The 23,386-nt window shown below is 41.2% G+C and carries 18 protein-coding genes; 13 read left to right on the top strand and 5 right to left on the bottom strand.

Annotated features, from left to right (window positions below; translation table 11 throughout):
* Nucleotides 1-169: 169 nt before the first annotated feature.
* Genes ACL9RF_RS03020 through ACL9RF_RS03010 form a run of 3 tightly spaced genes read left to right on the top strand, consistent with a single transcriptional unit; the run spans nt 170 to nt 5,533 of the window.
* Complete coding sequence (locus tag ACL9RF_RS03020) at nt 170-2,671, top strand: SEL1-like repeat protein (RefSeq protein WP_422799112.1); 2,502 nt, start codon at nt 170-172, stop codon at nt 2,669-2,671.
* 4 nt (nt 2,672-2,675) lie between these two features.
* On the top strand, nt 2,676-4,466 hold the full coding sequence (locus tag ACL9RF_RS03015; RefSeq protein ID WP_422799111.1) for an HSP90 family protein: 1,791 nt from the start codon (nt 2,676-2,678) through the stop codon (nt 4,464-4,466).
* Nucleotides 4,467-4,474: 8 nt separating this feature from the next.
* On the top strand, nt 4,475-5,533 hold the full coding sequence (locus ACL9RF_RS03010; protein WP_422799110.1) for a hypothetical protein: 1,059 nt from the start codon (nt 4,475-4,477) through the stop codon (nt 5,531-5,533).
* 307 nt (nt 5,534-5,840) lie between these two features.
* Here the strand turns inward: ACL9RF_RS03010 and ACL9RF_RS03005 are convergent, their stop codons facing one another.
* Entirely contained in the window at nt 5,841-7,760 is a 1,920-nt protein-coding gene (locus ACL9RF_RS03005) for an alkaline phosphatase (RefSeq protein ID WP_422799109.1), read from the bottom strand.
* Between the two features lie 610 nt (nt 7,761-8,370).
* Here ACL9RF_RS03005 and ACL9RF_RS03000 point away from each other — a divergent pair.
* Nucleotides 8,371-9,210: a phosphatase PAP2 family protein gene (locus ACL9RF_RS03000; protein ID WP_422799108.1), complete on the top strand. Its 840-nt coding sequence runs from the start codon at nt 8,371-8,373 to the stop codon at nt 9,208-9,210.
* 63 nt (nt 9,211-9,273) lie between these two features.
* Here ACL9RF_RS03000 and ACL9RF_RS02995 read toward each other — a convergent pair whose 3' ends face one another.
* Nucleotides 9,274-10,257: a lipoate--protein ligase gene (locus ACL9RF_RS02995; protein WP_422799107.1), complete on the bottom strand. Its 984-nt coding sequence runs from the start codon at nt 10,255-10,257 to the stop codon at nt 9,274-9,276.
* 182 nt (nt 10,258-10,439) lie between these two features.
* Between ACL9RF_RS02995 and ACL9RF_RS02990 the strand changes: the two genes are divergently transcribed.
* The 5 genes from ACL9RF_RS02990 to ACL9RF_RS02970 all read left to right on the top strand — a co-directional run bounded on the left by ACL9RF_RS02990 (nt 10,440) and on the right by ACL9RF_RS02970 (nt 14,385).
* Entirely contained in the window at nt 10,440-11,147 is a 708-nt protein-coding gene (locus ACL9RF_RS02990) for a response regulator transcription factor (RefSeq protein WP_422799106.1), read from the top strand.
* Entirely contained in the window at nt 11,148-12,500 is a 1,353-nt protein-coding gene (locus tag ACL9RF_RS02985; RefSeq protein ID WP_422799105.1) for a sensor histidine kinase, read from the top strand.
* Between the two features lie 128 nt (nt 12,501-12,628).
* Nucleotides 12,629-13,159: a hypothetical protein gene (locus tag ACL9RF_RS02980; protein WP_422799104.1), complete on the top strand. Its 531-nt coding sequence runs from the start codon at nt 12,629-12,631 to the stop codon at nt 13,157-13,159.
* Nucleotides 13,152-13,646 (top strand): hypothetical protein, encoded by a 495-nt coding sequence (locus ACL9RF_RS02975; RefSeq protein ID WP_422799103.1) that lies wholly within the window; start codon nt 13,152-13,154, stop codon nt 13,644-13,646. Before ACL9RF_RS02980 ends, ACL9RF_RS02975 begins: the two co-directional genes overlap by 8 nt.
* Nucleotides 13,630-14,385, top strand: coding sequence for a YoaK family protein (locus ACL9RF_RS02970; RefSeq protein WP_422799102.1), 756 nt, complete (start codon nt 13,630-13,632; stop codon nt 14,383-14,385). Before ACL9RF_RS02975 ends, ACL9RF_RS02970 begins: the two co-directional genes overlap by 17 nt.
* A gap of 85 nt (nt 14,386-14,470) precedes the next feature.
* On the opposite strand, the gene ACL9RF_RS02965 is transcribed toward ACL9RF_RS02970, so the two are convergent.
* From ACL9RF_RS02965 to ACL9RF_RS02955, 3 genes are all read right to left on the bottom strand, one after another.
* Nucleotides 14,471-15,361, bottom strand: a complete 891-nt coding sequence (locus tag ACL9RF_RS02965; RefSeq protein ID WP_422799101.1) for a hypothetical protein — start codon at nt 15,359-15,361, stop codon at nt 14,471-14,473.
* A gap of 9 nt (nt 15,362-15,370) precedes the next feature.
* Complete coding sequence (locus ACL9RF_RS02960) at nt 15,371-15,934, bottom strand: hypothetical protein (RefSeq protein WP_422799100.1); 564 nt, start codon at nt 15,932-15,934, stop codon at nt 15,371-15,373.
* 486 nt (nt 15,935-16,420) lie between these two features.
* The gene (locus tag ACL9RF_RS02955; RefSeq protein ID WP_422799099.1) at nt 16,421-18,886 is read right to left on the bottom strand and encodes a glycosyl hydrolase family 95 catalytic domain-containing protein; all 2,466 of its coding nucleotides are present in this window, start codon (nt 18,884-18,886) and stop codon (nt 16,421-16,423) included.
* A gap of 123 nt (nt 18,887-19,009) precedes the next feature.
* Here ACL9RF_RS02955 and ACL9RF_RS02950 point away from each other — a divergent pair, with 123 nt between their 5' ends.
* From ACL9RF_RS02950 to ACL9RF_RS02935, 4 genes are all read left to right on the top strand, one after another.
* On the top strand, nt 19,010-19,906 hold the full coding sequence (locus ACL9RF_RS02950) for an AraC family transcriptional regulator (RefSeq protein WP_422799098.1): 897 nt from the start codon (nt 19,010-19,012) through the stop codon (nt 19,904-19,906).
* A 554-nt stretch (nt 19,907-20,460) separates the two neighbouring features.
* On the top strand, nt 20,461-20,817 hold the full coding sequence (locus ACL9RF_RS02945) for a YciI family protein (RefSeq protein WP_422799097.1): 357 nt from the start codon (nt 20,461-20,463) through the stop codon (nt 20,815-20,817).
* The gene (locus tag ACL9RF_RS02940) at nt 20,807-22,039 is read left to right on the top strand and encodes a DUF6596 domain-containing protein (protein WP_422799096.1); all 1,233 of its coding nucleotides are present in this window, start codon (nt 20,807-20,809) and stop codon (nt 22,037-22,039) included. The genes ACL9RF_RS02945 and ACL9RF_RS02940 overlap by 11 nt, the downstream gene beginning before the upstream one ends.
* A 135-nt stretch (nt 22,040-22,174) precedes the next feature.
* Nucleotides 22,175-23,284: an alkene reductase gene (locus ACL9RF_RS02935; RefSeq protein ID WP_422799095.1), complete on the top strand. Its 1,110-nt coding sequence runs from the start codon at nt 22,175-22,177 to the stop codon at nt 23,282-23,284.
* The last annotated feature ends 102 nt before the right edge of the window (nt 23,285-23,386 follow it).

Here is a 23,386-nt window from a genome sequence, read left to right as displayed (position 1 = left end):
ATATCCCGAAAAAGGATTTTTAAATCCCTGTACGCTAAAAAGCTATTTTCTAATCTGTCCATATTGCCATTTTATTCGTGTAATTGGCAAAGTTTTTGTTTTTGAATACAGGAAAACATCATTTTATACTATTTTTTTACGTTTATCAAAACACCGTAAACAATACCATATGCATCTTAAAAATGACTATCAGGAAAAACTAGTACAAATTCATGCTGCATTAGTTGAAAATCCTGACCTTTCACCAGAAGACAAACTTTCTAAGGAGAACTTTTTCGAATATTTAGCCTTATTCGAGGGTTTACTCTTACAATATAACAGCAGCGAAGAGATGCTGTCCAAATTGGATAGCTTATTTAACAGTTTATTTGAATCGAGTACGGATTATGCTGCATCGCTGTATTTGGACGATGAAGACTTCGCTTTTTTCTTCGATAAGGTCCTTAACCTATTGGATAGCTATGCGGCATTAAACCCGAAGGCGTATCTGGAAATCGCCTTACAGTATATTTTAACGCGCCGTACGCTAACTGATGCGAGCCAAAGTGCTGTATATTTTGCAAAAGCAATCGAGGCGAATGTGGCGCCAGCCAAGGCTTTATTTTTATATTATAACTACATAAAACTTTTAAACGTCCTGCCGAAGGAAGAGGCTTATCAGCAATTAATTCACGAGGCAGAAAACGGCGATATTTGGGCTTTGGCTTATTATTCGCATTTTTTGGTGTGGGAGGATGATTATGAAGCGAAGATTGCCCAAATCGAACCGCTAAAGGCTAGTGATAATAAGAAAATACAACGCCACTATTACGAGACCATGCAGCATTATTATGCGAGGCAAAATAAGCCCGACATGCAGCTGCAGCTCTTAAATGAGGGGATTGAAAAAACAAACTCGGCGTACTGTAAATATATGCGCACCGAGCTGCAACGTTCTAAAGCGCAGACCGAAGCGGAGTTTGAGGCCTTGATACCTGCGTATACCGAATCTTGGGAAACCGGAATAAGTGATTCGGCAGTACAAATTGCTTTATTGAAATTACAAAATGTCCCGGGCGAAAACCCGAAGGCCGCAGATTTTGAATCGGCCATCTATCATTTGGAAAAAGCCTGGCAGTATAACCATGCTTATGCGGCATTCCGCTTAGGCTGTATATTTTTATTTGTCGAGAGCTTACGCGATGTTGAACGGGGTCTGGCTTACTTGGAGGAGGCTGCAAACCGCAATCTGACGGATGCTAAAATCGAACTTGCCGAGTTGTATGCCGAAGGGCAGTTTGTGCCTTTGGATGAAAATAAGGCGCTTTCGTTATTTCAGGAAATGGCCGAGCAGGGTGTTGCTTATGCGCAATACCGGTACGGAAATTTTATGGAGCAGGGTACGGCTGATCAGGAAGCGAATTTCTTGGCTGCATTTCCTTGGTATAAAAAAGCGGCCGATAATAGGCTGCCGCAGGCGCTGTTTGTCGCGGGTCGTTATATAAAATTGGGTTACCATGGTGCTGACCCTAACCCTGCCGAAGCCCTTCAGTATTTTGAAAAGGGTGCTCAGCTCAATAGTGCTCCTTGTATCACCGAATTGGGGCTGGCAGCGGAGTTGGAGGAAACACCCGACTATGGCAAGGCTTATGCGTACTTTGCGCAGGCCGCAGCACTGGGTTATCCTTATGCTAATTATTTGAAGGGTGTGTATTTGGAGTATGATTACCATCAGACGGGATCGCCTGATCTGGTAGGTGCCTTTGAGGCTTACTTTACGGGGGCACAGGCAAACGATTCTAACAGCACCTATGAGCTGGCGCGTTGCTACCGCTTCGGTATCGGAACGGAAGCGAATATCGACGAGGCCATTCGGTACTATCAAAAATCGGCCGACTTCAACCACCCGCGCGGACTTACGGATATCGGCTTGTGTTATGAATATGGGTATGGTGTGGCTCAGAATAATCAAAAAGCATTTGAATATTTGGAGAAAGCGGCAGCGCTGGAATACCCTTATGCCATGTATGTTTTAGGTAGGTATTATATCCACGGCCTCATACAACAAGATTCGGAGCAAGGGCTGGCTTGGCTGGAGCGCGCTGCTGCGCAGCAGGTGCCGGAGGCGCTGATTCTTTTGGGCGACTATTACTTTTACGATTATGACCAATTGGGGGAGTATGATCGGGGCTTTTCTTATTATAAGGCAGCGGCAGATTTAGACTACCTGTCGGAAGGACTGGGTATGTGTTACGACTTTGCTGTGGGTGTTGAAGGCGATCCTCAAACGGCTTTTAACTATTACCAGCAGGCGGCAGCGCAACATAATATTATGGCAATGTACCGCTTAGGACGTGCCTTCTACTACGGGCGTGGTACCGATGTGGATAAGGAGGCCGCTTATGCGCAGTTTGATCAGGCAGCACAAAGTGGTAATCTGTATGCGAAGTACTATGCTGGCCTTCAATTATTGGAGGGCGATGGTGTGACTCAAAATATTGCGCAGGGCTATGCCTTTATTAAAGAAGCTGCTGAGGCGGAATTTGCTGAAGCGCAATTTAAGCTTGGCAACTGTTACCTCATGGGCGAAGGGGTGGAAGAAGATGATGAATCCGCGCTATACTGGTTTGAAAGGGCTGCAGAAAATGGCCATGAGGAAGCAATAAAACTTACTAAAAGAACAAGAAGATAATACTATGGATGAACAACCTTCCTATTCTTTCCAGGTAAACCTTAAGGGTATGATTGCCCTTTTATCGGAACATTTATACAGCGACCCGAATACTTTTATTCGGGAGCTGCTGCAAAATGCTGTGGATGCAATTACAGCGTTGCGGCATATTGACGAGAACCATGTTGGACAGATTGCTATACACCTGCCGCATGGCGAGCAGGAGAACTTCAGGTTTGAGGATAATGGAATAGGTTTAAAAGAAGCCGATATTCACCAGTTTCTTTCGGTTATTGGCGAGAGTTCTAAGGGTAAGGATATAAACGATGCCAAGGACTTTATTGGTAAATTTGGCATTGGCCTGCTCTCTTGCTTTGTGGTTAGTGACCAGATTATTGTGGAAACAAAATCGGCATTAGAACAGAAGCCTTTACGCTGGATTGCCAATACCGAAGGTGATTATAGTATACAGCCTATGCTGGAGGATATGCCTATAGGTACGCGTGTTATCCTTAAGCCGAAGAAAGTTTTTAATTACTTGTTCGAAAAGAGTTTCTTTACGGCCAAATTACGTTTCTATGGCGATGCGATAAAAGAACAGGTAATGGTACACGATGGCGCTATAACGGAGGTTTTAAACCATGGCCAGCCGGTATGGCTTACGGAGAAAAGCGACAAAGCGGCCTTACTTGAGGTGGGTAAAAGGGTGTTTAATACCAGCTTTTTAGATGCCGTACCTTTTGATACTGAAGCCGGAAAAACGAGGGGTGTGCTCTATATTTTGCCGTTTAAAACGCAGTTCAGCAGCAAACAGTACCACCGTGTTTACCTAAAACGGATGTTTCTATCCGAAGAAGACCAGTCTTTATTGCCAAGCTGGGCATTTTTTGTACGTATGTTAATTAATACGGAGGAACTAAGTGCCACGGCATCGCGCGAGTCTTTGATGAAAAATGATCTGCTACGCGACACGCGTAAGGAAATTGCTAAGGCCTTGAAAGACTATTTGCGCACGATTAAAGCTGTAGATTACAGCATTTATACCCGCATTATTCAGACGCATTTTTTACACTTAAAGGCTTTTGCGCTGGAAGACAATGAGTTTTTGGATATATTTTTGGATGATATGCCTTTTGAAACCAACAGGGGTTTCCGCAACTTTAAGCATATTGCGCAGGCACAGCAGACAATCTTCTATTGTGCAGAGTTCGAAAACTTTAAACAGATCGATCGCCTTGCCGATACGCAGGGACAGCTTTTGGTGAATGCTTCTTATACTTTTGATACTGAATTGCTAAAGAAAATAAATCAGCGCTATCGGCAATATACCATCCGCGAGATGTTGCCTAGCCAATTGATGGAAACATTTTCGGATATTGGCGACTTAGAAACGGAGCGTTTTAAGGCCTTCCGCGTTAAAGCGGAGGCTATACTGCTTGCGCATAATTGTGTACTGGAGCTTAAGATGTTCCAGCCTGCAGATACTGCGGCCATTTACACCAAACCGGAACAGAGCCATTTAGAAAATACGGCTAAGCAGCTGAAGGAAAATGCTAATCCATTTGCGCAGGTTGTCAAAGCGCATACACCAAAAACTAATAACAGACCGATATTATGCCTTAACGTTTCTAACGACCTGATTCACAGCCTTGCCCCTATTGAGGATACTTACCTCCTGCAGTCGGTCATTGAGGTGTTGTATGTGCAGGCCATGATCTTGGGCAAATACCAGGTTCAGGAATCAGAAATGAAGGTTTTAAATAATGCGATGAAGAATCTTATCGTTATGGGGCTAACAAATTTTGTAAACATTTAATAATCCATATGTACGCACTTAAAATTCAGAAAATATTAAATCAGATCGACCGGGTCGATAGTGCCGAAGAAAAAGTAAAACTGGTGTTACAGGCTATCGCCATTGCCGATGAGAACCATGATTTGGAATGGGGCTATGACCTTCGCCTGGATCTTCTAAACTACGAGATTGATCTTGCCTTCTCGCCCGAGTCGCTGCCTGCATTTGCCTGGATATTACAGACCTACGACGAAAATCCGGAGCTTTTTAATGAAGAAGATTTCTTATGGCAGTATAAATGGATGATGTCTGACTTGTATGAGAATCCTGATGTTAGCAAAGCGCAGATTGAGGCTGCCTTAAAGGATTTTGAAACTCGCCTGTTGCGCAATGGTTATGGCATGCGTGCCATTTACAACGAGGAGTTTAGTGAGGCATTGGCGCAAAAAGATACGACGGCAATACAGGAGTCTTTAACTAAAGTGCTATCTGTAGAACGTGATGATATGAGCGATTGCCTTGCTTGCGAAATGGATGCCGAGGTGTCGGCAATTTTGTATACCCAAGGTTTTACAGCGGCTTATGCAAAAGCGACACCGTTGTTTGAGAAAAAATTCACCTGTGCGCATGTTCCACTACGTACGGCCGTAAATTTAGCCTACGAGGGGCAAAAGCTTGGTTTTTCCGAGCAGGCTGCCAAAGCTGCAGAGCTGGCATCAACGGAGATTCTCCTTAAGGAGAAGGAAAAATCAATTACCTTGTCGGCCATAAAATTAGCCTTGTACTATGCCTATACGGATAAAAAGAAGGGTAAAGAATGGTTAGAAAAATATATCCCTTGGGTGGATGGCCGCGAGGACCGTACGGTTTTTTATGTTGCCAAGTTTGTGGTAGACGCCTTGAAAGAGTATCCTGCAGACGAGGTTTTCCATTTAGAGCTGCCTGAAACACATCAGCTTTTCAAGGGGGATACTGTGTTTACGAAAACAGAATTACAGGATAATTATGCCGCAATTGCTCAGCGTATTGCTGCGAAATTTGACCAACGGAATGGGAATGCACATTTCAGCAATCAGCTTATAGCTTAAGGTCATTTATGCGTAATGGGTTGGGGTCACCGCATTACCCCAACCCCTGTTTCGCTAATCGCGCGTAGGCCTGACAGGCGATATAGCCTATTTTTAGCGAAGAAATATTTGTAAACCTGCGGCAATGCGCTTCATGTATAGGCTAATGCAAATAATCAACTAATGCCAGCTGGAATTAAAATATTTAAGGCGCTCTATTAGATAGGGAAAGTTGCTGGGGAGATACCCGCCCCGATTTTCCCTGTATAGTAGAGCGCCTATTCCTTACGGGGTACTGTCCCTCCCATCGAAATGCTGCTGGTTGCTGTTATTTCAAATTTAACAGTGCCAGAAGCTTATGAAAAATCGCAGTGTTCTCATAAAAACCTATAAAGGTATTTGACCCGGGGCCATAAGCCATCACCGGTACCATCATCGCACTATGGTCGTTGGAGGCAAAATGCCCTTGTGCATAGCCCCTTATAGGGTCGGCATCGAGTAGCGTAAGCCCGCCTGTTTCATGATCTGCTGTTACAATAACTAGCGTATGTTTATCCTGATCGGCAAACCGCAGCGCCTCACCTACAGCTTTATCAAAATCTAGTGTTTCCATGCTTACATCGGATAAATCACGTGCATGGCCGCCATAATCAATTTGTGCTCCTTCGGCCATAATAAAAAAGCCTTTTTTATTTTGGTTAAGCTTCGATATACTATACTTTAGGGCAGTGGATAACATATCGCCACGCCCCTTTTTAACGGATCGTATCGCTGCCTGCGGCAGGTAAACCACGTCTTTCCTCGCCTTGTTACGACCAAAGCTTTCTAGGTCATTGCTTACCGCAAAGCCTTTCCTCACCAAAGCCTCCTTCAGCGCGGCATATTTTGCTGTATCCCGATATGGCCAGGGTATACCACCTACAAGCACATGGACGGCTTCCTGCTGCAGGAGATCTTGGGTAATGGCTTCGGAGGCGTTACGATCTGTATGCGCGGCATAAAACACCGCCGGTGTAGCATCGGAGGCATCGCCGGTACTGAGGATACCCGTAACCTTACCGCGCTGTAGCATATAATCGGGTAGTTTCTTCAACGGCTGCCCCTGGGCATCGACACTCACTACGCCATTCCACGTTTTTTGTCCGGTAGCGATAGCAGAACCGGCAGCCCCTGAGTCGGTATTTCCCGGACTTAAAGAAGCGGTCTGCGCAAAACCGATATACCGAAACTGCGCCATATTTAAAGCCCCTTTATTGGCTATCAAGGCGGCCTGTATATGTCCAAGGCCCATGCCATCGCCAATTAACAGTATAATATTTCGTATGGGTGCTGCTGTACCATCGGAGGTATAAGTCGGCCTGTATACGGCTTGCGGTTTTTCTTGCGGAGACTGAAAGCGCGTATAGGGTATACTGTGCAAGTACTGCTGCAGCACATCGGGTTTATCGGTATTTAACCAGGTAACGCCCAATTTTTCCAATATAATCCAGGTATTCGTACTTTCGGCTGTGCCCCATAAGCGGAATGGTTTGCCCTGTGCTGCTGCTTGCGCCGCTGCGGCTTTGATACTTGCCATCTCAGGCCCTGCTGGCGCCCCTTTCCCATTCCACCGTGTATAACTACGTATATCGGCACTGATTAACGCTATCTTTTTCAGTTGCGCTGCGCTATACGGAATATCTGGTCGTCCATCGTAAAAAATATAATCGGGATAGGCGTAAAAGAGATCTACTGGCGGCATATTGCCACTCAGAACAATCTTAATTCCATGTTCATTGCCCGAACCGTACAACATGGTGGTGTAGGGTTCCAACAGCTTCACCAAAGCGGGCATAATTACCTGATAACTATCCTTCAGGTCCAGCATCAATTGCAGCGATTTGCCAGGATCTGAAAAGGCGTGGTTTCCATGCTCCTTAAACAATTTTATTAAAGGCTTTAGGTACAGCTGTTCCAACGTTTTACCCTGCTGTATCTGGCTGGGATCATGCGCTGCATAAAGGCTGTCATTACGCATAAAAAGATCGACTTCAATAGATTCCATACCCGCATGGTAAGCCCGCCAGAATGGCATATCGCGCTCGTAGTCGTTATGGCTATGTCCTTTTATCTTCCATGTTTTTAAACTTGTTTGCTCGCCAAACATTAACTGCTCGAAATGTTGGCTGTGGTTATTGCTTTCCTGCGCATGCCCGGTAAAAACCGCCATCGCCAGCAGGGCGCTACCTAAAATCGATATTGTTTTCATGTTGTTATATATTAATTACCTGCGCACCTTTAATTTTGGCCGAGGTCCGCGATTGATACATCCAGTGGCAGAATGGGCCAAACCTCCGGAACAACGGAGTTAAAAGTACCTGTTCCGAATCCTCAACCCCGGTACACGGCGAATTTGGGGCAGTTTTCAGCGTAAAGGATTTACAGGATGCAGGCAAATGGGGCTCAATCCGAAACCCAAATGGTTGTCTATAATTTCTTAAACTGCATTGCTGTCTACTACATATCCTCTGCCTCGCTGCTGCACAGTTCTGCGGGCAGAGCTAATGGTGCTGCTTCTATGGTCTTTTTTAGCGTACAAAATATGGCTACAAAACTATTTATTATCTAAGGGATATATAAAGCCTTGCTTATTATCAAATTGTTAAGATTAAAATACGGAAATTACCTGCTGTTTATGGTAGCGCGTGATACAAATTAACATACCGTATAAATAAAAAGCTACATTTTGCGAGGCATTCGGAATTATTACTTCAGTTGTATGTACAATTAATTATATTTGTGGCAAGATGAGATTAATATGACAATGTTAACCTGCATTTTACATACTATAAATAAAATTTAAGTCAATATCTTCGTATATGTACGGACGTTTTTTGCAAACATTAGTATTTGGTTTATTTTGTTTTGCTCCAATTTTAATAACCAATTATAAGGCATGTGCAAATGTACAGATGGATAGCGTGCAACTTCTCCCTACAGCAGCCGATATGGAGGATATCAACGGTTTTAAAATCACGGAAAAAGATACTACAGCTAAAAAAGGTTTTTTAAGCCAGGTACACTATACTGCACTTATCTTTCCCGCTGTAACCATGACTTATGGTATTGTAGCGCAAGAAAGCCATTATTTAATTCGTACGGATAAGGAAATTCGAGATGCCTTGCAACGCAATATATACCGGAAAATTAGAATCGACGATTTCGCTCAGTACGCTGGCGCTGCGAGTATATTTGTGCTCGATGCTGCCGGGGTTAAGGCCAAACATTCTTTAAAGGAGAGCTTGTTTACAACCGTTACAGCGCACTTAATAAGTACGGCAACCGTGGCGACCTTAAAACGTACTACGGTGGTATGGCGCCCTGACGAGTCGGCAAAAAATTCTTTCCCCTCCGGACATACGGCGACTGCGTTTATCTCGGCTGAGCTTTTATGGCAGGAGTATAAAGATCAATCGTATTGGTATGGTATCGCGGGTTATACCGTAGCCGCGGGAACAGGATTTATGCGCATGTACAACAACCGTCATTGGCTTTCGGATGTTGCCATGGGAGCCGGCATTGGGGTGTTGAGTACGAAGATTGCTTATTGGCTGCTGCCACTGGTAAGCCCCAGATTAAATCATCAAAAACATATGTTCGTCGTTGTACCTAGCTATAATGGGGAATTGTATGGCTTAAATGCTTGTTTTAAGTTTTAAGGTTTAAGGTTTAGGGCTTAGGATTTTAGGTTTAGTGTTTAACATTTAGCATTTAGGGGTATTTTAATGAAACAAAGTTAAAATTTCCTCCAGACTTACTTTTCCAAAGTAGGCTGTTAAATCTGTGCGAGCCAAAACCTGTTCTATGTCGCTTAATTGATGTTTCCTTCCATGCAGCAAGGCTTCCAATTCTTCAATAGGTTGGGAGGCGAAGAAATCACCAAAAATCTTAATCTTTTGTATATGTCCTTGATCTACATCCATATGCAATTCAATAAATCCTGCCGGAATTTTAATGGCTTTTTTAAAGTTATAATTGGGCGAGAATCCAAAATTCCAATCCCAGCTGCTGTATTTACTATCCGCTAAGGCTTGTATATGCTGTATATCGTCATCCGTTACTGTATAAAGCGTAGCATCGGCATTATTCCGAACCATTTCCTTTATCAGCAAGGCTTTAAAGACATTAGTATCTGCCGCTTCTGGCAGGTATTCGTTTAGGTTAATCACACGCGCACGATTAGATTTCACCGCTTTATCGATAAATTTCAAGGGGTTAACTTTTAAAGCCTCCCCCAATACTGCCATTTCAGAATGTAATAGTATGGTGCCATGTTGAATCATCTTGCCATTTTTCGCTAATTTGGCATTGCCGCTGAATTTCTTCCCGTCGACGAGCAGGTCGTTTCTACCTTCCAGCTTTGCAGGTACTCCCAGGTTATTTAATACGGTTAAAACCGGTGCTGTAAACTTTGAAAAATCCATAAAATCCTGGTTGGCTAATAGGCTATGGAAAGAGAAATTTAAATTGCCCAGGTCATGGTATACCGCCCCGCCCCCGGATAACCTACGCACCACCTTTATTCCCTGCGCATTTACATAGTCTAAATTTACCTCGGCAAGGGTGTTTTGAAATTTGCCGACAATAATGGAGGGGGCATTGACATATAGAAGAAATATATCCTCGTCGGGAAAGCGCGTTAAAAAATACTCCTCAGAGGCAATATTAAAATAAGCATCTTGGGATGGGGATTCGATAATTAACATAAATCTGTTTTTATCAAAAATACAAAAATGGTAGTTTAAACCCTATTGTAAATAAAAAAAGCTGTGGATAGGTGTTTTAAGACCTTACCCTAAGACCATATTTTAGCAGCAAGAAAGCTTTATTTTTACCGAGATTGTTTATTTTAGCGGTTAGCATGCTAGTTAAGGTAAAGAAAAGCGTTATGGACGGAAAAAAAATCTTACTGATTGAAGATGAAAAAAATGTGGCTGAATTTATTATTCAAGGTCTTGAAGAAGATGGTTATGTCGTTTACTATGCCAATAAATATAGCGACGCCCTTCCGCTCTTAACGGCCCATGCTATCGATCTTATTGTTCTTGATATCCTCCTTCCGGAGATGAATGGTCTGGAGGTATGTAAAAACTTGCGCCACTTAGGGTATACGGACCTACCTATTCTTATGGTTACTGCGCTCGGTAGCCCCGAGAATGTGGTGTTAGGGCTGGATAGTGGGGCCGACGATTATTTATCGAAGCCTTTTAAGCTCATCGAGTTAAAAGCGCGCGTGCGTACGCTAATCCGCCGTAAGCAGGAGATTACGAAACAGGTTAAGGTAGCGGAGAAAAAAACCTTTACCTATAAATTTCTGGAAATCGACGATTATAAAAAAATTGCCTATGCTAACGGACAGGAGCTTAATTTAACCTCTACAGAATATAGGCTCCTGATGCTCTTGATCCAGGCACCTGGAAAGGTATTTGAACGGAGTGAACTCCTGGATAAAGTATGGGGAATAAATTTCGATATAGGCTCGAACGTCGTGGATGTTTACATCAACTACCTCCGTAAAAAAATTGAAAAAACAACACCTGTTAAAACCATACACACGGTTATTGGTATGGGCTATGTACTAAAAATAGACAGCTAAGTGAGAACCTACAACAAATTGCTATACGCGCTAATCAGCATTCTTGTCATCTATACCATCAGCTTTGTGGTGTTTATTATGTATTCCATTACCAACTTTGCTTTTGCAGATTTCTATAAACGCCTGGACCTTCGCCGTGACCTTGCGGCAGAGCGTATGCTGAACGCAAAGAATGGTAAGGAGGAATGGCCCTTGGATTATATTGAGGAGCTTAATAAGCAGCAGGAGTTCCTGGTGGAGTTTGATAGCCAGAACCATATTGTGTATAGCAAGGGGTTCGATAAAAACCTGTGGCCGGAGATTAATAAGGATAAACCTTCTAATTTTAAAGTAGGCACGAACTTTTACTCGGCAAATTTTTATACTAAAAATGGCCACCGTTATATTATAGGTGTCTCGGCGGAAAATTATTTCTATACGCATCATTTAAATTACCTTAAAAACCTGCTGCTCGTCGCGCTTATCCTGGGGATACTCTTTGCCGTAGTCATCTCCTTATTGGTGAAAAGGTCGTTTATGAAACCTATAAATGAACTGATTACTAATGTAGAAAAAATAGGTTCCGAAAATTTGTACTTACGCCTCAATGAGACCAAAGAGAAGGGCGTACTCCGCAAGCTAACGACTACCTTTAACCAGATGCTAAACCGTATTGAAACATCGTTTGAAACGCAAAAGAACTTTATTAGCAATGCCTCTCATGAACTCAATACTCCCCTCACTACGATCATCGGTATCGCTGATTTAGCGCTTTCTAAGGAGCGTAATATTGCGGAATATAAGGCATCGATGCGTAAGATTATGGCGTCGGCGGAAAACCTAGAACAGAAAACACGTGCTTTATTGTTACTGGCAAGGACGGGTTTTGAAAATAACAATCTTAATTTCAACCCTGTACGTATAGACCAGATTATTCTGGATGCTGAAATGACTGTAAAGGCGATAAACCATACTTTTCATATTAAAACCGACTTTAGTATGTTGCCGGAAGATAGTATGAAATTAAAAGTTCGCGGATCAGCTCCTTTGTTGCAGCTGGCAATCTCTAATATTGTGTCCAATGCCTGCAAATATTCGGCCGATCATACGGCATATGTTGCTTTGGGAGCCTATGAAAAGGGGATTTTAATTCTGATTAGAGACAATGGTATTGGCATTCCTTCCGAAGAACTTCCGTATATCTATGACCCCTACTTCCGAGCTTCTAATGCCACCATATTTTCAGGTTATGGCATCGGTCTTCCCCTCGCGCAGAATATTATAAAAATGCATCAGGGCTCGTTGCTGCTTTCTTCCAAGCTTAATGAGGGCACCACGGTACGCATTGAACTGCCCACCATATTTGCATCTTAATGTTATTTTAATGTCGCAGTGACATTCTCATCTTATTTTAATCTGCCCGCCAAAAGTTTAATGGAAAACTAATTTCGTTTTCACGCTGTCCCTATGTCATGGGGTTAATTTTGCTTCAAAATTATTCTATGGCAAGTTTAAAACGTGTATTAATTCCGACCGATTTTAGTGTAAACTCCTTACGTATAGTTTTGGAGTTTCTTGAAAACCATACTGCCGAGGAGCAGCTGGAAATGGAGCTGGTATTGGTATATGGGTTGCAGCTCAGCGATTCCATAACTTCTTTATTAGCGTTCAACAAGGAAGACTGTCTGGCTGACTTACAATCGGAGGACTTTATTAAGGGATGCGAAATTATACGTACCCGATATAAGGATAAATTAACGGAGCTGTATGCCGATGTGCTCACCTCAAAAAACCCACGCTACCTACAGAATTATATCAAAGGGCACCGCATTCAGCAGGTTATTATACTGGAGGGCCTATCGTTCAGCCCTACAGCACGCCATAATTTCGATGTAAACCTAACCCTGAAGGGTATGGAAAAGCAACTGGCTGTACCTTTACTACACCTGCAGGTACCCGAGGAGATGGGTACGCAGCGGGATTTAATGGACGGCATATTTTTCCGAAAAAAATGGAGGCTGAGTTATGAATAGGAATGTATTATTAAAAATTACTTACGCGCTATTAGCCGTGTTGATGCTGTCCACGCTTTCTGTGGTGATTTACTATGAAAGTCCGGAGCGCCTTATTCAGGGCGAATGGGTAGAAACAACCTGGCGCATTGAGAAGGATAATGCGGCCAAAGCTATTGATTTGGAGTCGCCGCTGTATCAAAATTTAAAACAGGAAATTCTGCGCGATGTACAACTGCTGCACCGTGGTGTTTGGCGTTTTAGCGACAACGGGAAACTGCAATCGAATAAAGGGAACAACAGTGAATCTTTAGAATGGTTTATTAAAGGCCGCGGACATATTCTGGAGCTTAAACGCAATGGAAAATCAATCGAGAGTTTCCAAATTCAGACTATCAATCAAAATAAACTTGTCCTGCACCTAAACTTCGACCTTCAGGTAAAGGGGATAATGGAAATCGTGCTGGAAAGAAAAGAAAATTTAGGACAATATGTTAAGAAAATATAGCAACCATAGAACACAATCTGACAACTTAAAACTCGGCGCACTTACCGCCTTTTCAGCGGGTATGGTAAATGTGACGTCGGTAACTGTATTTTTCGCTTTTACCTCGAATATAACGGGTTATTATGCGGTATTTGCGCAGGAATTAAGCAAAGGTAACTGGTATCAAGGGGCCGTGGTCTTGTTATGGATTCTTGTATTTTTTATGGGTAGCTTTTTATCAAATTTTGTGATAATACAAGGAAAGGGACGATGGAGCCAATACATATCGCATGCTATCCCGGTAATGTTGGAGTTATTAAGTGTGCTATTTGTAGGTTTATACCTCCAATTCTTTTATGGCAACTCCTTAAAAGAAACAGAATTTCTAGTCGCAGCGCTGCTATTTGCTATGGGGCTGCAAAATGGTTTAACGGCTAGCATCTCCAATTCGGTTATTAAAACTACGCACCTAACGGGTTTAACCACCGACCTGGCAATTTTACTGTCTATGTTCTGTAAGGAAAAAAATAGACAAAATAAAGCTTTAGTCGATAAATTTCACCTGTTACTGACCATTATGGTGACCTATGTGCTTGGCGGACTTGCAGCGGGTATTGGTTATTTACACCTTGGCATAGGTACTTTTTACCTTACTTGTGTGATCTTATTTAGTATAGCCGTATACGATTTTTATAAGTTGGCCCGCGTGAAACAATATTACGACCGTAGGAAGGTTTACAAAACCTCTACCTCATCCTAAACCTTATCCTAAACCTTTAATTAAATTGCAGCAAATGTTTACTAAAAATACTTTTAACTAAAAAGAGCGGGAAATCCCGCTCTTTTTAGTTAAAAGTATTTTCGAATAAGGCATTAGTATTCCAGGTAGCAAGACTAAAGGAAATGGGCTTAGCAAAATCTTCCAGGGTCCATTTTTTATGTATAAAATCGACAAGAGTTTGTATCGGCGTACGATTAGCCGCAGGTGCCGGCGTATTGCCCAACAGCAGCAAACGCACCGTTGTATTTGCCAATACGGCTTCATCTTGCTCGGTTAATTCTGCTTTACGCAATACCTTATTAAGCGCCTCTTTTACAAGATCATCAGGCAATTCTGAACCTATTAAAGCCACTGCTTTACGGCCATAATCCACTGAGTTTACATAAACAAGATCATCGCTCTTAAGGGAGTTCATTACGGCAATATCATACCCAAAAGTACCCGATTCTGGTATATCTATCGCAGCATTTAGCATGATCTGATTATAATGTAATACGAACATAGACTTCATCGGCCTCGGCATATCAGCCTTAGAAAAGCCAAACCACTGTTCCGTATTTATAGCCTGGCCAAAACGAATAGAAAGAAGCGCGTCGTCCCAAGACTGTATCCTTTGCAGGTTAAAACTCGTCGACACCTGCTGCATTTTGTCTAAACTATTCGTTTCCTGGATTCCCTCTAGGACAACCTTATCCAGCAGTGCTTTTGTTGCGCGCACCGTTTGCGGTTTAGCGTTTATAGATAAGCTTATCGTAACATCGTCTTGTACAAGATCTATAACGGGATGTTTATCTTGGTTAATACTGGCCTTATTCAAAACGGCACCCAAATAAATAGCCTCCGGAGATTTGGCCGTAAAAACCGTAGCTTTCTCCTGTGCCAGGGCAAAATTCGAAAGTTGTAAGGCAATACAAACGGTAGTAGCGGCAAAAAATGTTTTAATCGTAAATTTCATAACGTAAGATTATTTATAAATGGCATTCAATTGCAAGAATATTAGCTGAAAGTCGTCTTCCCCTTTGGCGATAAAATTTTCGGCGGGCAGGCTGTCATACATAGCGTCGACTATAACCTGGCGACCTACCGCGATGGTGCTTTCTTTTTTATACATACGCATATGTAATACAAAACCCTGATCTTTATCCTGCTGACCCAGTTTTTTCCAAACCGTGGTGCCCGAAGGTTGATAAAGCAGGTTTTCATTTTCCCACTTGGCCTTAAATCCCTCCGTAAGCTTCAGCTTTTTAACCAGAAATACCGAATCATTTTTCGTTATAATTTCTTCGGGAATAGTATAAGAAAGGCGATTGCCAAAATAAGTTTCTAATTCTGTTTCTGCCAGCGTGGCACCCTTTTCTTGTGGACTATACCGTTTTAAACTCAATAGGTTTTTATTTTTCAACTGCAGATGTAATTCTTTACGTTCGGGTTCAATAGGTTGTGTAGGCTCGCTATTGTCGGATTTCTTGCAAGAAGAAAAAAATGCCATGCCTAAACAGCAACAAATAGCTGGAATAAGGATTTTCATAAATTATTAATAAATTAGTATAAACAGCACGAAGATATAATTTTAAACTAAAAATTCAAAAGGTTGTATATACAAGTAACATCTGGCTACAAGGGAGCTGGAAAACGATTTACCCCTGTATTAAATTGCAACTTTTTTTTTAAAAAAATTAGTTAATAAAAAGCTGTAGTTACCTATAAAGAAAAGCTTGCAAAGAGGGAGGTGAGCTCATTCCCCACCTTGTTTAGTTTTAACAACAGCTTTTTCAGTTGAAACGATAACTCCAGCCCTATTCCAACTCAGGATAATGTACAGGACTTTCACCAAAACCTAATTCGGGTAGGTTTATCTAGGTGGTTTAAGCGCCATAAGGCGCGGATAAATAAATAAATAATAGATTTTTAAATATAGCATACTTCTTGGCTATCTCCACGTTTACTTCATTAACCAGGAAGAGGGTGACGCTGATTAATAATACGCTACCTTCTTCCTGGTTTGTATTGAAGTTTATTTAAGATCAAACACAAGCACCTCATCTTTTTGGGTATTCACTTGAATTTTACCTTTCATCCATCCGAGCGTTCTGCCTATAGAACTGCGTACTTTATAGGCATCCTGGCCAGGTAAAAGTAGTTCTAGTTTTTGCCCTTTCTCGCTGTGGACTTTAATATTTCTTACTTTTCCATTCTCTAGCTTTGCACTTACCAAAAAAGCACCAACAGTTCTAAGTTGTTCAAACGCGGCATCATTTTTAATATTCCAATTTGGGAAGAGTACTATAGAACCATTGTATCCTTGTATCAGACACTCATTTATAACTGCCGGTAGCGCAAAATTTTCGAACCAAATACCCATTCTAGACATATAGGCATAATCACTTTGGTCCGAATACCTTCCTCCTGTTTGCATGACCATATCCGTAGCTGTACCGTTTGGCAACAAGCAATACCTCACCTGACGCTTAAAATCTTCCAAGTCTAACTTTCCAATTCGTGCTGCTTGCATATGGATAAATACGAGGTCATTTCCGCCTTCATTTCTTTGATTTGCATACGTATTGAAGAGGATGCGTTTAGTGGAATCATCACTATGAAGACCATGCTCTTCGCCTGGGAAAACAGAAAACAAAGGTAGTGGAACATTATAGACGGTCTGTGCATCTTCACCATCAACAGCTACAAAAACTTTTTCTTGATTAGGCAATTTTGCTGTAGGATAATCCGGAAAATTTTTCAAGATATCTTCCATGGAATGGAGTAAATCTTTTTCCTGCTGCTGGGTACCTAGAATTTCTGTCGCTTGTTTAAATGCATGGAAAGCAAATTTTGTTAATGTTAGGTCCGCATTAATGTCGTGATTGAACTGAAAACCTGGACGGAGGCCATATAACTCGGGTGGAACTGAAGGGAAAATGTGGTACTTGTTGTCTCCCCAACGTTCCAGATCTCTTCCCTCAGCACGCTGCATATAAGCGACAAGAAATTCTACTGCCGCTTTTATAGGCGTATAAGCTCGGTCGCGGAGAAAGTCTACATCCATGCTGTAAGTATAGTGCCACCACAAACCCTGAATGGCCCAAGGTGTTTCACTAATCTCCCAGCCCCAGTCTGGAATTGGGTAAGGATTCATGGACATTTCGACTGGGTAAGCAGAATGTGGTATATACATACCTGGAAGCTGATAATAATCTTTTGCCCATTGTTTACTAACAGGAAATAGTGCTTCAATAAGGTCCACATATGGCAGATTCTTATCCAAATGATTACTTGAAAATGTTACCCAAAAAGGTTGTTGGGTATTATAGTTCATATGGTAATCACCGTGCCATGCTGTACCAATATTATTGTAACTCCAGTTGGCAAATATTCCAGGCGTAGTTACGCCATCCTTCAGACTACAGTTTAAAAAATATAGATTCCTATACCAGATGGATTCTAAAAAGCTATCGGAAAGGGTTACACTAGACTGATTCCAAAATTTCTTCCAAACCAGCAGGTTTTTATTCCATACCTTATCTTTTTCGATCCATATAACTTCTTTTGAATCCGGAGAAATAGGGACTTCCGTATCTAACCCTTCTTTTAAGCTAACACAAGCCAAGAAACTATCCCTATTATCAATTGCAACCTCAAGTTTGGCCATATCTTCTTGGTTACCATTCCAGTTTAGATGTGTTTTTTTGGAAATTGATCCAAGAACTTTTAAATCTACGCTAAAGGCTTTGTCTTTTGGACTTTTTATGGAAGTATCCGATATCTTTTTTGGCAGAACCTGCCGAAACGAAAGTATGCCATCCTTCAAATTTTCCACCATAGTATATTTTGGAAATTCGGATGGTGTTGACGGGTCAGGTAGTATCCGCAACCGTTCAAAATTATGAGGGATAGACTTTCCTTGTGTATTTACATAAGATATCCATAATTGATCATTTTCCATATCCGTAAATATTTTCAGATAGGTTGGCTTGGAATTACTATCTAAAAAACTTACGGTGCACATGCCTGTTGCAATATCCAAATCATGCCCCAAAAGCTTCATTTTTCTCCTGTCAAAGCCCAAAACAATGGAACCTGTAGGAAATGGACGAGGATAGGGTTTACTATAGTTTTCAGCCGTCATCGCATTGTAAGCTTTGTACCATGGGTCATCGGTTAAATTTGCAAGATCTGCAGGTATCTGTTTTACCTTGTCAAATACTTGTTGAAATGTTCCTATCTTTTCCTTATTCTCCTCCGCAATACGCACATCCCAAACCTTATTATGTCCTAAATATATCACAATTGCATCAGGCCGAGTGGTAACCACTGCTCCTAATGCACCGTTACCTAATAATGCACCCGAAAAGAAATCTGGCGCTGCTCTATCTATGTGTATTCCGTGCAGACTTGCTCTGCTTTTAGTTAGAACTTGCGCTGAGGAAATATGGTAAGCACATATCAAAAGTATAGTAGTTAATCCAAAAAGTCGGTTCATAGTCTTAGTTTTTATGCTACAAAACTAAGGCCTCGACTGTGATCTGAAAATAGTGTTTCCTTACAATAGCATGGACTATTCTTCTATTATCGCTACCTTTATATTATTCCTAAAATGAAGTTTATGAAAAAACAGCTCGGCTTTGATGGTGAAAAGATAATTTCAGTTCCTGAAAAACTATGGGAAACTACATTCCGCAATAATCTCGGTTTATTTCAACTTTATATTACCCATATCGGGTACTTTCCTAAAGCCAGGGGGCATCATCGGAACAGAAAAACTGGCTGTGAAGACAATATTCTATTATACTGCACACAAGGAAAAGGTTTTTTTGTATTGGGTACGGAAAAGAAAACGGTCGAAGCCAACCAATTTGTAATTATACCAGCCACAACATTGCCATTACATTATGGTGCCGATGAGCATGATCCGTGGACAATTTATTGGGTGCACTTTAAAGCAGATCTACTAAATGAATTCAATAAAAGTTTAAAGCAGTTTGAAGCTTTTTCAGTAAAGGATATTCCTTACGATGATAAATTGCCTGAAATATGGTCATTAATTTATGATTCATTAGATTTGGGATTTAGTACTTCCAATTTATGTAGTGCCAGTTTCAATCTATACCATTTCTTGGGTTTACTTATCTTTCAACAGCAGAACAGAATAAAACAATCCTCCTCAATTCCGGATGTTGTGGAGGAAACCATCCTCTATATGAAATCTAACCTTCATCAGCCCCTTCTGGTCAGCGACCTTGCCCAACGGCATTTTCTGTCTACTGCATATTTTGCTACCTTATTCAGAAAAAAAACCGGTATGCCTCCCTTAGCTTATTTTATTCATTTAAAGATGCAGAAAGCATGTCAAGAGCTCATTCAAAGTAATATTCTAATCAAGCAGATTGCGAATGATTTAGGCTATGAGGATTGTTTTTTCTTTTCAAGGATATTTAAAAAGTATATGGGAATATCTCCTTTACAATATCGTTTAAATACCAAAAGCAGATTAGTAGTCTAATACTGCTTTAATGTTATTATTTCCTTATTCTGCTTGTGATCCTGCATTTTCGTTTAGGGTATTCATACTTGTAGTGGCTAGTTTTTTAGGCTCGTATTGTATATTTTAGTTGCAACAATTCAGTTGTATTTTTTTTGTACATTTAATAGTGCTTTTACTTGGCTTAATATCGTTTTAGAGGTTTAGAGGTTTAGTGGTTTAGAGGTTTTGCCTTTTGTATTGTTTCTTTTTAACGCAGAAAATGCTTTTGCCTATTGGCGGGTTGCGGGTTGCCGGTTGGAGGCTTGGCTTGTCGTTGCTTTACTTGCAGGTAATAGCCTGATACACCCTGCTAATATAGGTTAAAGGTTGTATGCATATGGTTCAATATTTTTAAGGCACTAATCTATTACGAATCTGATTTGGATCTTACCGAAAATGGATATATCGTATGGACTAAGAAATTAAGCGTTAAAATCGTGTTAGGTTATAACCGATTAAGCCTAAAAAAAAATTACCGGAATGTCCAAAATAGAAAACCTGATTTGTCTTTACTAAAACTTAAAAAAGGAACTATGAAACAATATTTATTATTACTTCACGAAGACGTTGAAACGTTAAACCAGCTGTCGCCGAAAGAAATGGAAGAATTGGCAGATGCTCATTTGAACTGGGCTAATACCTTAGCCGAAGGGGGACATTTTATCGCCGGGGATGGATTGCATGAAAAAGGGGTTTTAATCCAGGGAAAAAATTGTGTTGTTAAAGACGGCCCCTACTTGGAATCTAAAGAGATTATCGGTGGTTATTATTTGTTGCAAGCATCCGATTTGGATACGATTATTGCGTTGGCGAAGGGATGCCCTACGCATCGTTATGGAGGAACAACGGAGATCCGCCCGGTAATGGAAATGGAAGATTATGAGCAGTAACCTTGGAATAAGGTATAGAGCATGCTATGGAAAGCTGTTTTCAGGATTGTTAAATCAGTTTGGAACGGATTATGTTTCGGAAATTGAGGATGCTATTCAAAATTCCTTTTTGAAATCCCTGAAATTAACGACACAAGGTAAGGTTCCTGATAACCCTGAAAACTGGCTTTTCATTGTCGCTCGCAACGATGTATTGAACCAAATAAAAAAACAGAAAGCACCGTATACGATCGCTACAGAAGAAAATGAAGACAGCTTTTCCGCAGGCAGCGAGACGGACTTACGTATCCAAACGATTGGTTTTATTATTACTTTAAAAAATAGCTCCAACCAAGCCAAAATTCTTTTTGCCTTGAAGAATATATTCGGCCTTAGCATAGCGGAAATAAGCGATACGACATTAATCAATCAGGAAGCCATTTATAAGCATATTAACCGAACGAAGAGAAGTATGCAACAGGAGGTAAAAAACATGGAGGTCGACTTACATAGCATCCGGATTAATCCACATGGGGCTGCCATTGCAGAAGAAATTTTCTATGCGGTATTTAATATTGGTTTTGACTCTTTTCATGAAAAAACAGGGCGTATTGTAAATGATGATTTATGCTTGGAGGCTTTTGCATTGACGAAATTTTTTTTCGATCAGTACCAATACAACTCTACGCGTAATCTTTTGGCTCTTTTCTGTTTTCATTTGGCCAGGGTACCTGCAAAAATAGAAAATGGAAAACTTATTTCATTCTTCCATCAAAATCGTGAAAAGTGGAACAAAGAATTCCTTCATTTAGGCTTTCATTATCTTATTAAACCAAAAGAAATAAATACGTACTATCTTGAAGCTGTTATTATCAGCAAGTATATGTCGGTACATCCCTTTAAAAAAGCGGATTGGATGGATATTGTAAAACTTTATAAATGGATGCAACAGATTTCAAAATCACCGATTATTACGCTGAACTATTGTTTTTGCCTTAGCAAAATTGGTCAATCTGAAGATGCACTGACCCTTCTCTTGAACCTGGAAAAAGAACTTCCTCAGGATCATATCTATTTTTCTTTGGTTAAAGCTACCTTATTAAAAGAAATCAGCCCTAAAGAATCCAATGGTTTATTCCTTTCTGTAATGCATAAAATGAAACAAAAAATACGAAAAGAGTATGTGCTGGAAAATGCATTACAGGATTTATCTGCCGTTCACTTTACCCCTATTTTTACATAAGCAATACATTTAATCTACCAAAATGGTAGTAATTGTAATTTTAACGTCAATCTACAACTTGGCCTATGGATTTTTCCAAATTGTTTTTCAGATTTGTATGCCTAATACATGGCACATTAAATAAACGATTAACACATGACAACGCAGCATTCCACCCTTGCTTCACCCGTAAAATTGGGTTCAACGACGTTACGCAATAAAGTAATTATGGCTCCCCTAACACGTATGCGTGCGCAGGAGAATTTAGCCCCGTCAGCAATTTCAGCAACGTATTACGCGCAGCGTGCCTCCGCGGGATTAATCATTACCGAAGCCTCTCAAATATCGCAACAAGGACAAGGTTATCCTTTAACACCTGGGATTTATACGACAGCACATATTGCGGGCTGGAAGGCTGTAACAGAGGCGGTACACCAAGAAGGCGGCACAATTTTTATTCAGCTATGGCATGTGGGCAAGATTTCCCACTCCTCTTTTCAAGTGGGTAACAATCCCCCCGTATCGTCGTCGGCAATTGCCGCTTTAGGTAATGCCTATACAGCAGATTTCTCGCGTGTAGCCTATGAGATTCCTCATGCATTAACAGTGGAGGAGATACAGGCTATCGTAAACGATTATAAACAGGCGGCTATACATGCTAAAGAGGCTGGTTTCGACGGTGTAGAAATTCATGCCGCCAACGGCTACCTCATAGAACAATTTTTAAAATCTGTTGCCAACAACCGTACCGATAAGTATGGCGGTAGTTTTGAAAATCGCGCTCGTTTCTTATTCGAGGTTTTGGATGCCATCCTTGAGGTACTGCCTGTCGATAAAGTGGGCATACGGTTATCCCCTTTCTTTTCAGCGTACATGCCGGAAGAGCCTGATCCACTTCCATTTTACGATTACCTGATTAAACGATTGGCAGACTATGGCTTGGCGTACCTTCATATCATTGAACAGGAAGGCTCGACTAAAAATTTCAGCACCGATGATAAGGACGCGGAAACGGATGATCTTCTCATCAAACATATCCGCCAAATTTATCCGCACCCTATTATTGCAGCCGGAGGATTTACGAAACGGAAAGCCGAGAAGGCTATTGAACTGGGTTATGCTGATGCTATAGCATTTGGCCGTGCCTTTATCTCGACACCAGATTTACCATATCGGTTATTTAACGATATCCCCTTGAATGAATTGGACTACAACAGCATTTATGGCGGCGATAGTAAGGGATATACCGACTACCCTACTTTATAGTATGCCCTGCTTACTTTAACAAGCCAGTGGCCTAAGATTTTTTCTTAGGCCACTGCCTGCTTTTCAGGGCTGCTTGTTGGATATGGTGAGGTATACAAGACC

The organism is Sphingobacterium sp. Mn56C (assembly GCF_049319645.1).
Classification (GTDB): domain Bacteria; phylum Bacteroidota; class Bacteroidia; order Sphingobacteriales; family Sphingobacteriaceae; genus Sphingobacterium.
The sequence above is the reverse complement of the archived record's forward strand: the minus strand, read 5'-3'. Positions and strand labels throughout refer to the sequence as shown.

Excerpts from the sequence above, each read along its gene's own strand:
- ACL9RF_RS02955 (WP_422799099.1), bottom strand. The coding sequence starts at position 18,886 with ATGAACCGACTTTTTGGATTAACTACTATACTTTTGATATGTGCTTAC.
- ACL9RF_RS02975 (WP_422799103.1), top strand. The coding sequence starts at position 13,152 with ATGAATAGGAATGTATTATTAAAAATTACTTACGCGCTATTAGCCGTG.
- ACL9RF_RS03020 (WP_422799112.1), top strand. The coding sequence starts at position 170 with ATGCATCTTAAAAATGACTATCAGGAAAAACTAGTACAAATTCATGCT.
- ACL9RF_RS02950 (WP_422799098.1), top strand. The coding sequence starts at position 19,010 with ATGAAAAAACAGCTCGGCTTTGATGGTGAAAAGATAATTTCAGTTCCT.
- ACL9RF_RS02980 (WP_422799104.1), top strand. The coding sequence starts at position 12,629 with ATGGCAAGTTTAAAACGTGTATTAATTCCGACCGATTTTAGTGTAAAC.
- ACL9RF_RS02965 (WP_422799101.1), bottom strand. The coding sequence starts at position 15,361 with ATGAAATTTACGATTAAAACATTTTTTGCCGCTACTACCGTTTGTATT.
- ACL9RF_RS03000 (WP_422799108.1), top strand. The coding sequence starts at position 8,371 with ATGTACGGACGTTTTTTGCAAACATTAGTATTTGGTTTATTTTGTTTT.
- ACL9RF_RS02960 (WP_422799100.1), bottom strand. The coding sequence starts at position 15,934 with ATGAAAATCCTTATTCCAGCTATTTGTTGCTGTTTAGGCATGGCATTT.
- ACL9RF_RS02945 (WP_422799097.1), top strand. The coding sequence starts at position 20,461 with ATGAAACAATATTTATTATTACTTCACGAAGACGTTGAAACGTTAAAC.
- ACL9RF_RS03010 (WP_422799110.1), top strand. The coding sequence starts at position 4,475 with ATGTACGCACTTAAAATTCAGAAAATATTAAATCAGATCGACCGGGTC.
- ACL9RF_RS02995 (WP_422799107.1), bottom strand. The coding sequence starts at position 10,257 with ATGTTAATTATCGAATCCCCATCCCAAGATGCTTATTTTAATATTGCC.
- ACL9RF_RS02970 (WP_422799102.1), top strand. The coding sequence starts at position 13,630 with ATGTTAAGAAAATATAGCAACCATAGAACACAATCTGACAACTTAAAA.
- ACL9RF_RS02935 (WP_422799095.1), top strand. The coding sequence starts at position 22,175 with ATGACAACGCAGCATTCCACCCTTGCTTCACCCGTAAAATTGGGTTCA.
- ACL9RF_RS03005 (WP_422799109.1), bottom strand. The coding sequence starts at position 7,760 with ATGAAAACAATATCGATTTTAGGTAGCGCCCTGCTGGCGATGGCGGTT.
- ACL9RF_RS02940 (WP_422799096.1), top strand. The coding sequence starts at position 20,807 with ATGAGCAGTAACCTTGGAATAAGGTATAGAGCATGCTATGGAAAGCTG.
- ACL9RF_RS03015 (WP_422799111.1), top strand. The coding sequence starts at position 2,676 with ATGGATGAACAACCTTCCTATTCTTTCCAGGTAAACCTTAAGGGTATG.
- ACL9RF_RS02990 (WP_422799106.1), top strand. The coding sequence starts at position 10,440 with ATGGACGGAAAAAAAATCTTACTGATTGAAGATGAAAAAAATGTGGCT.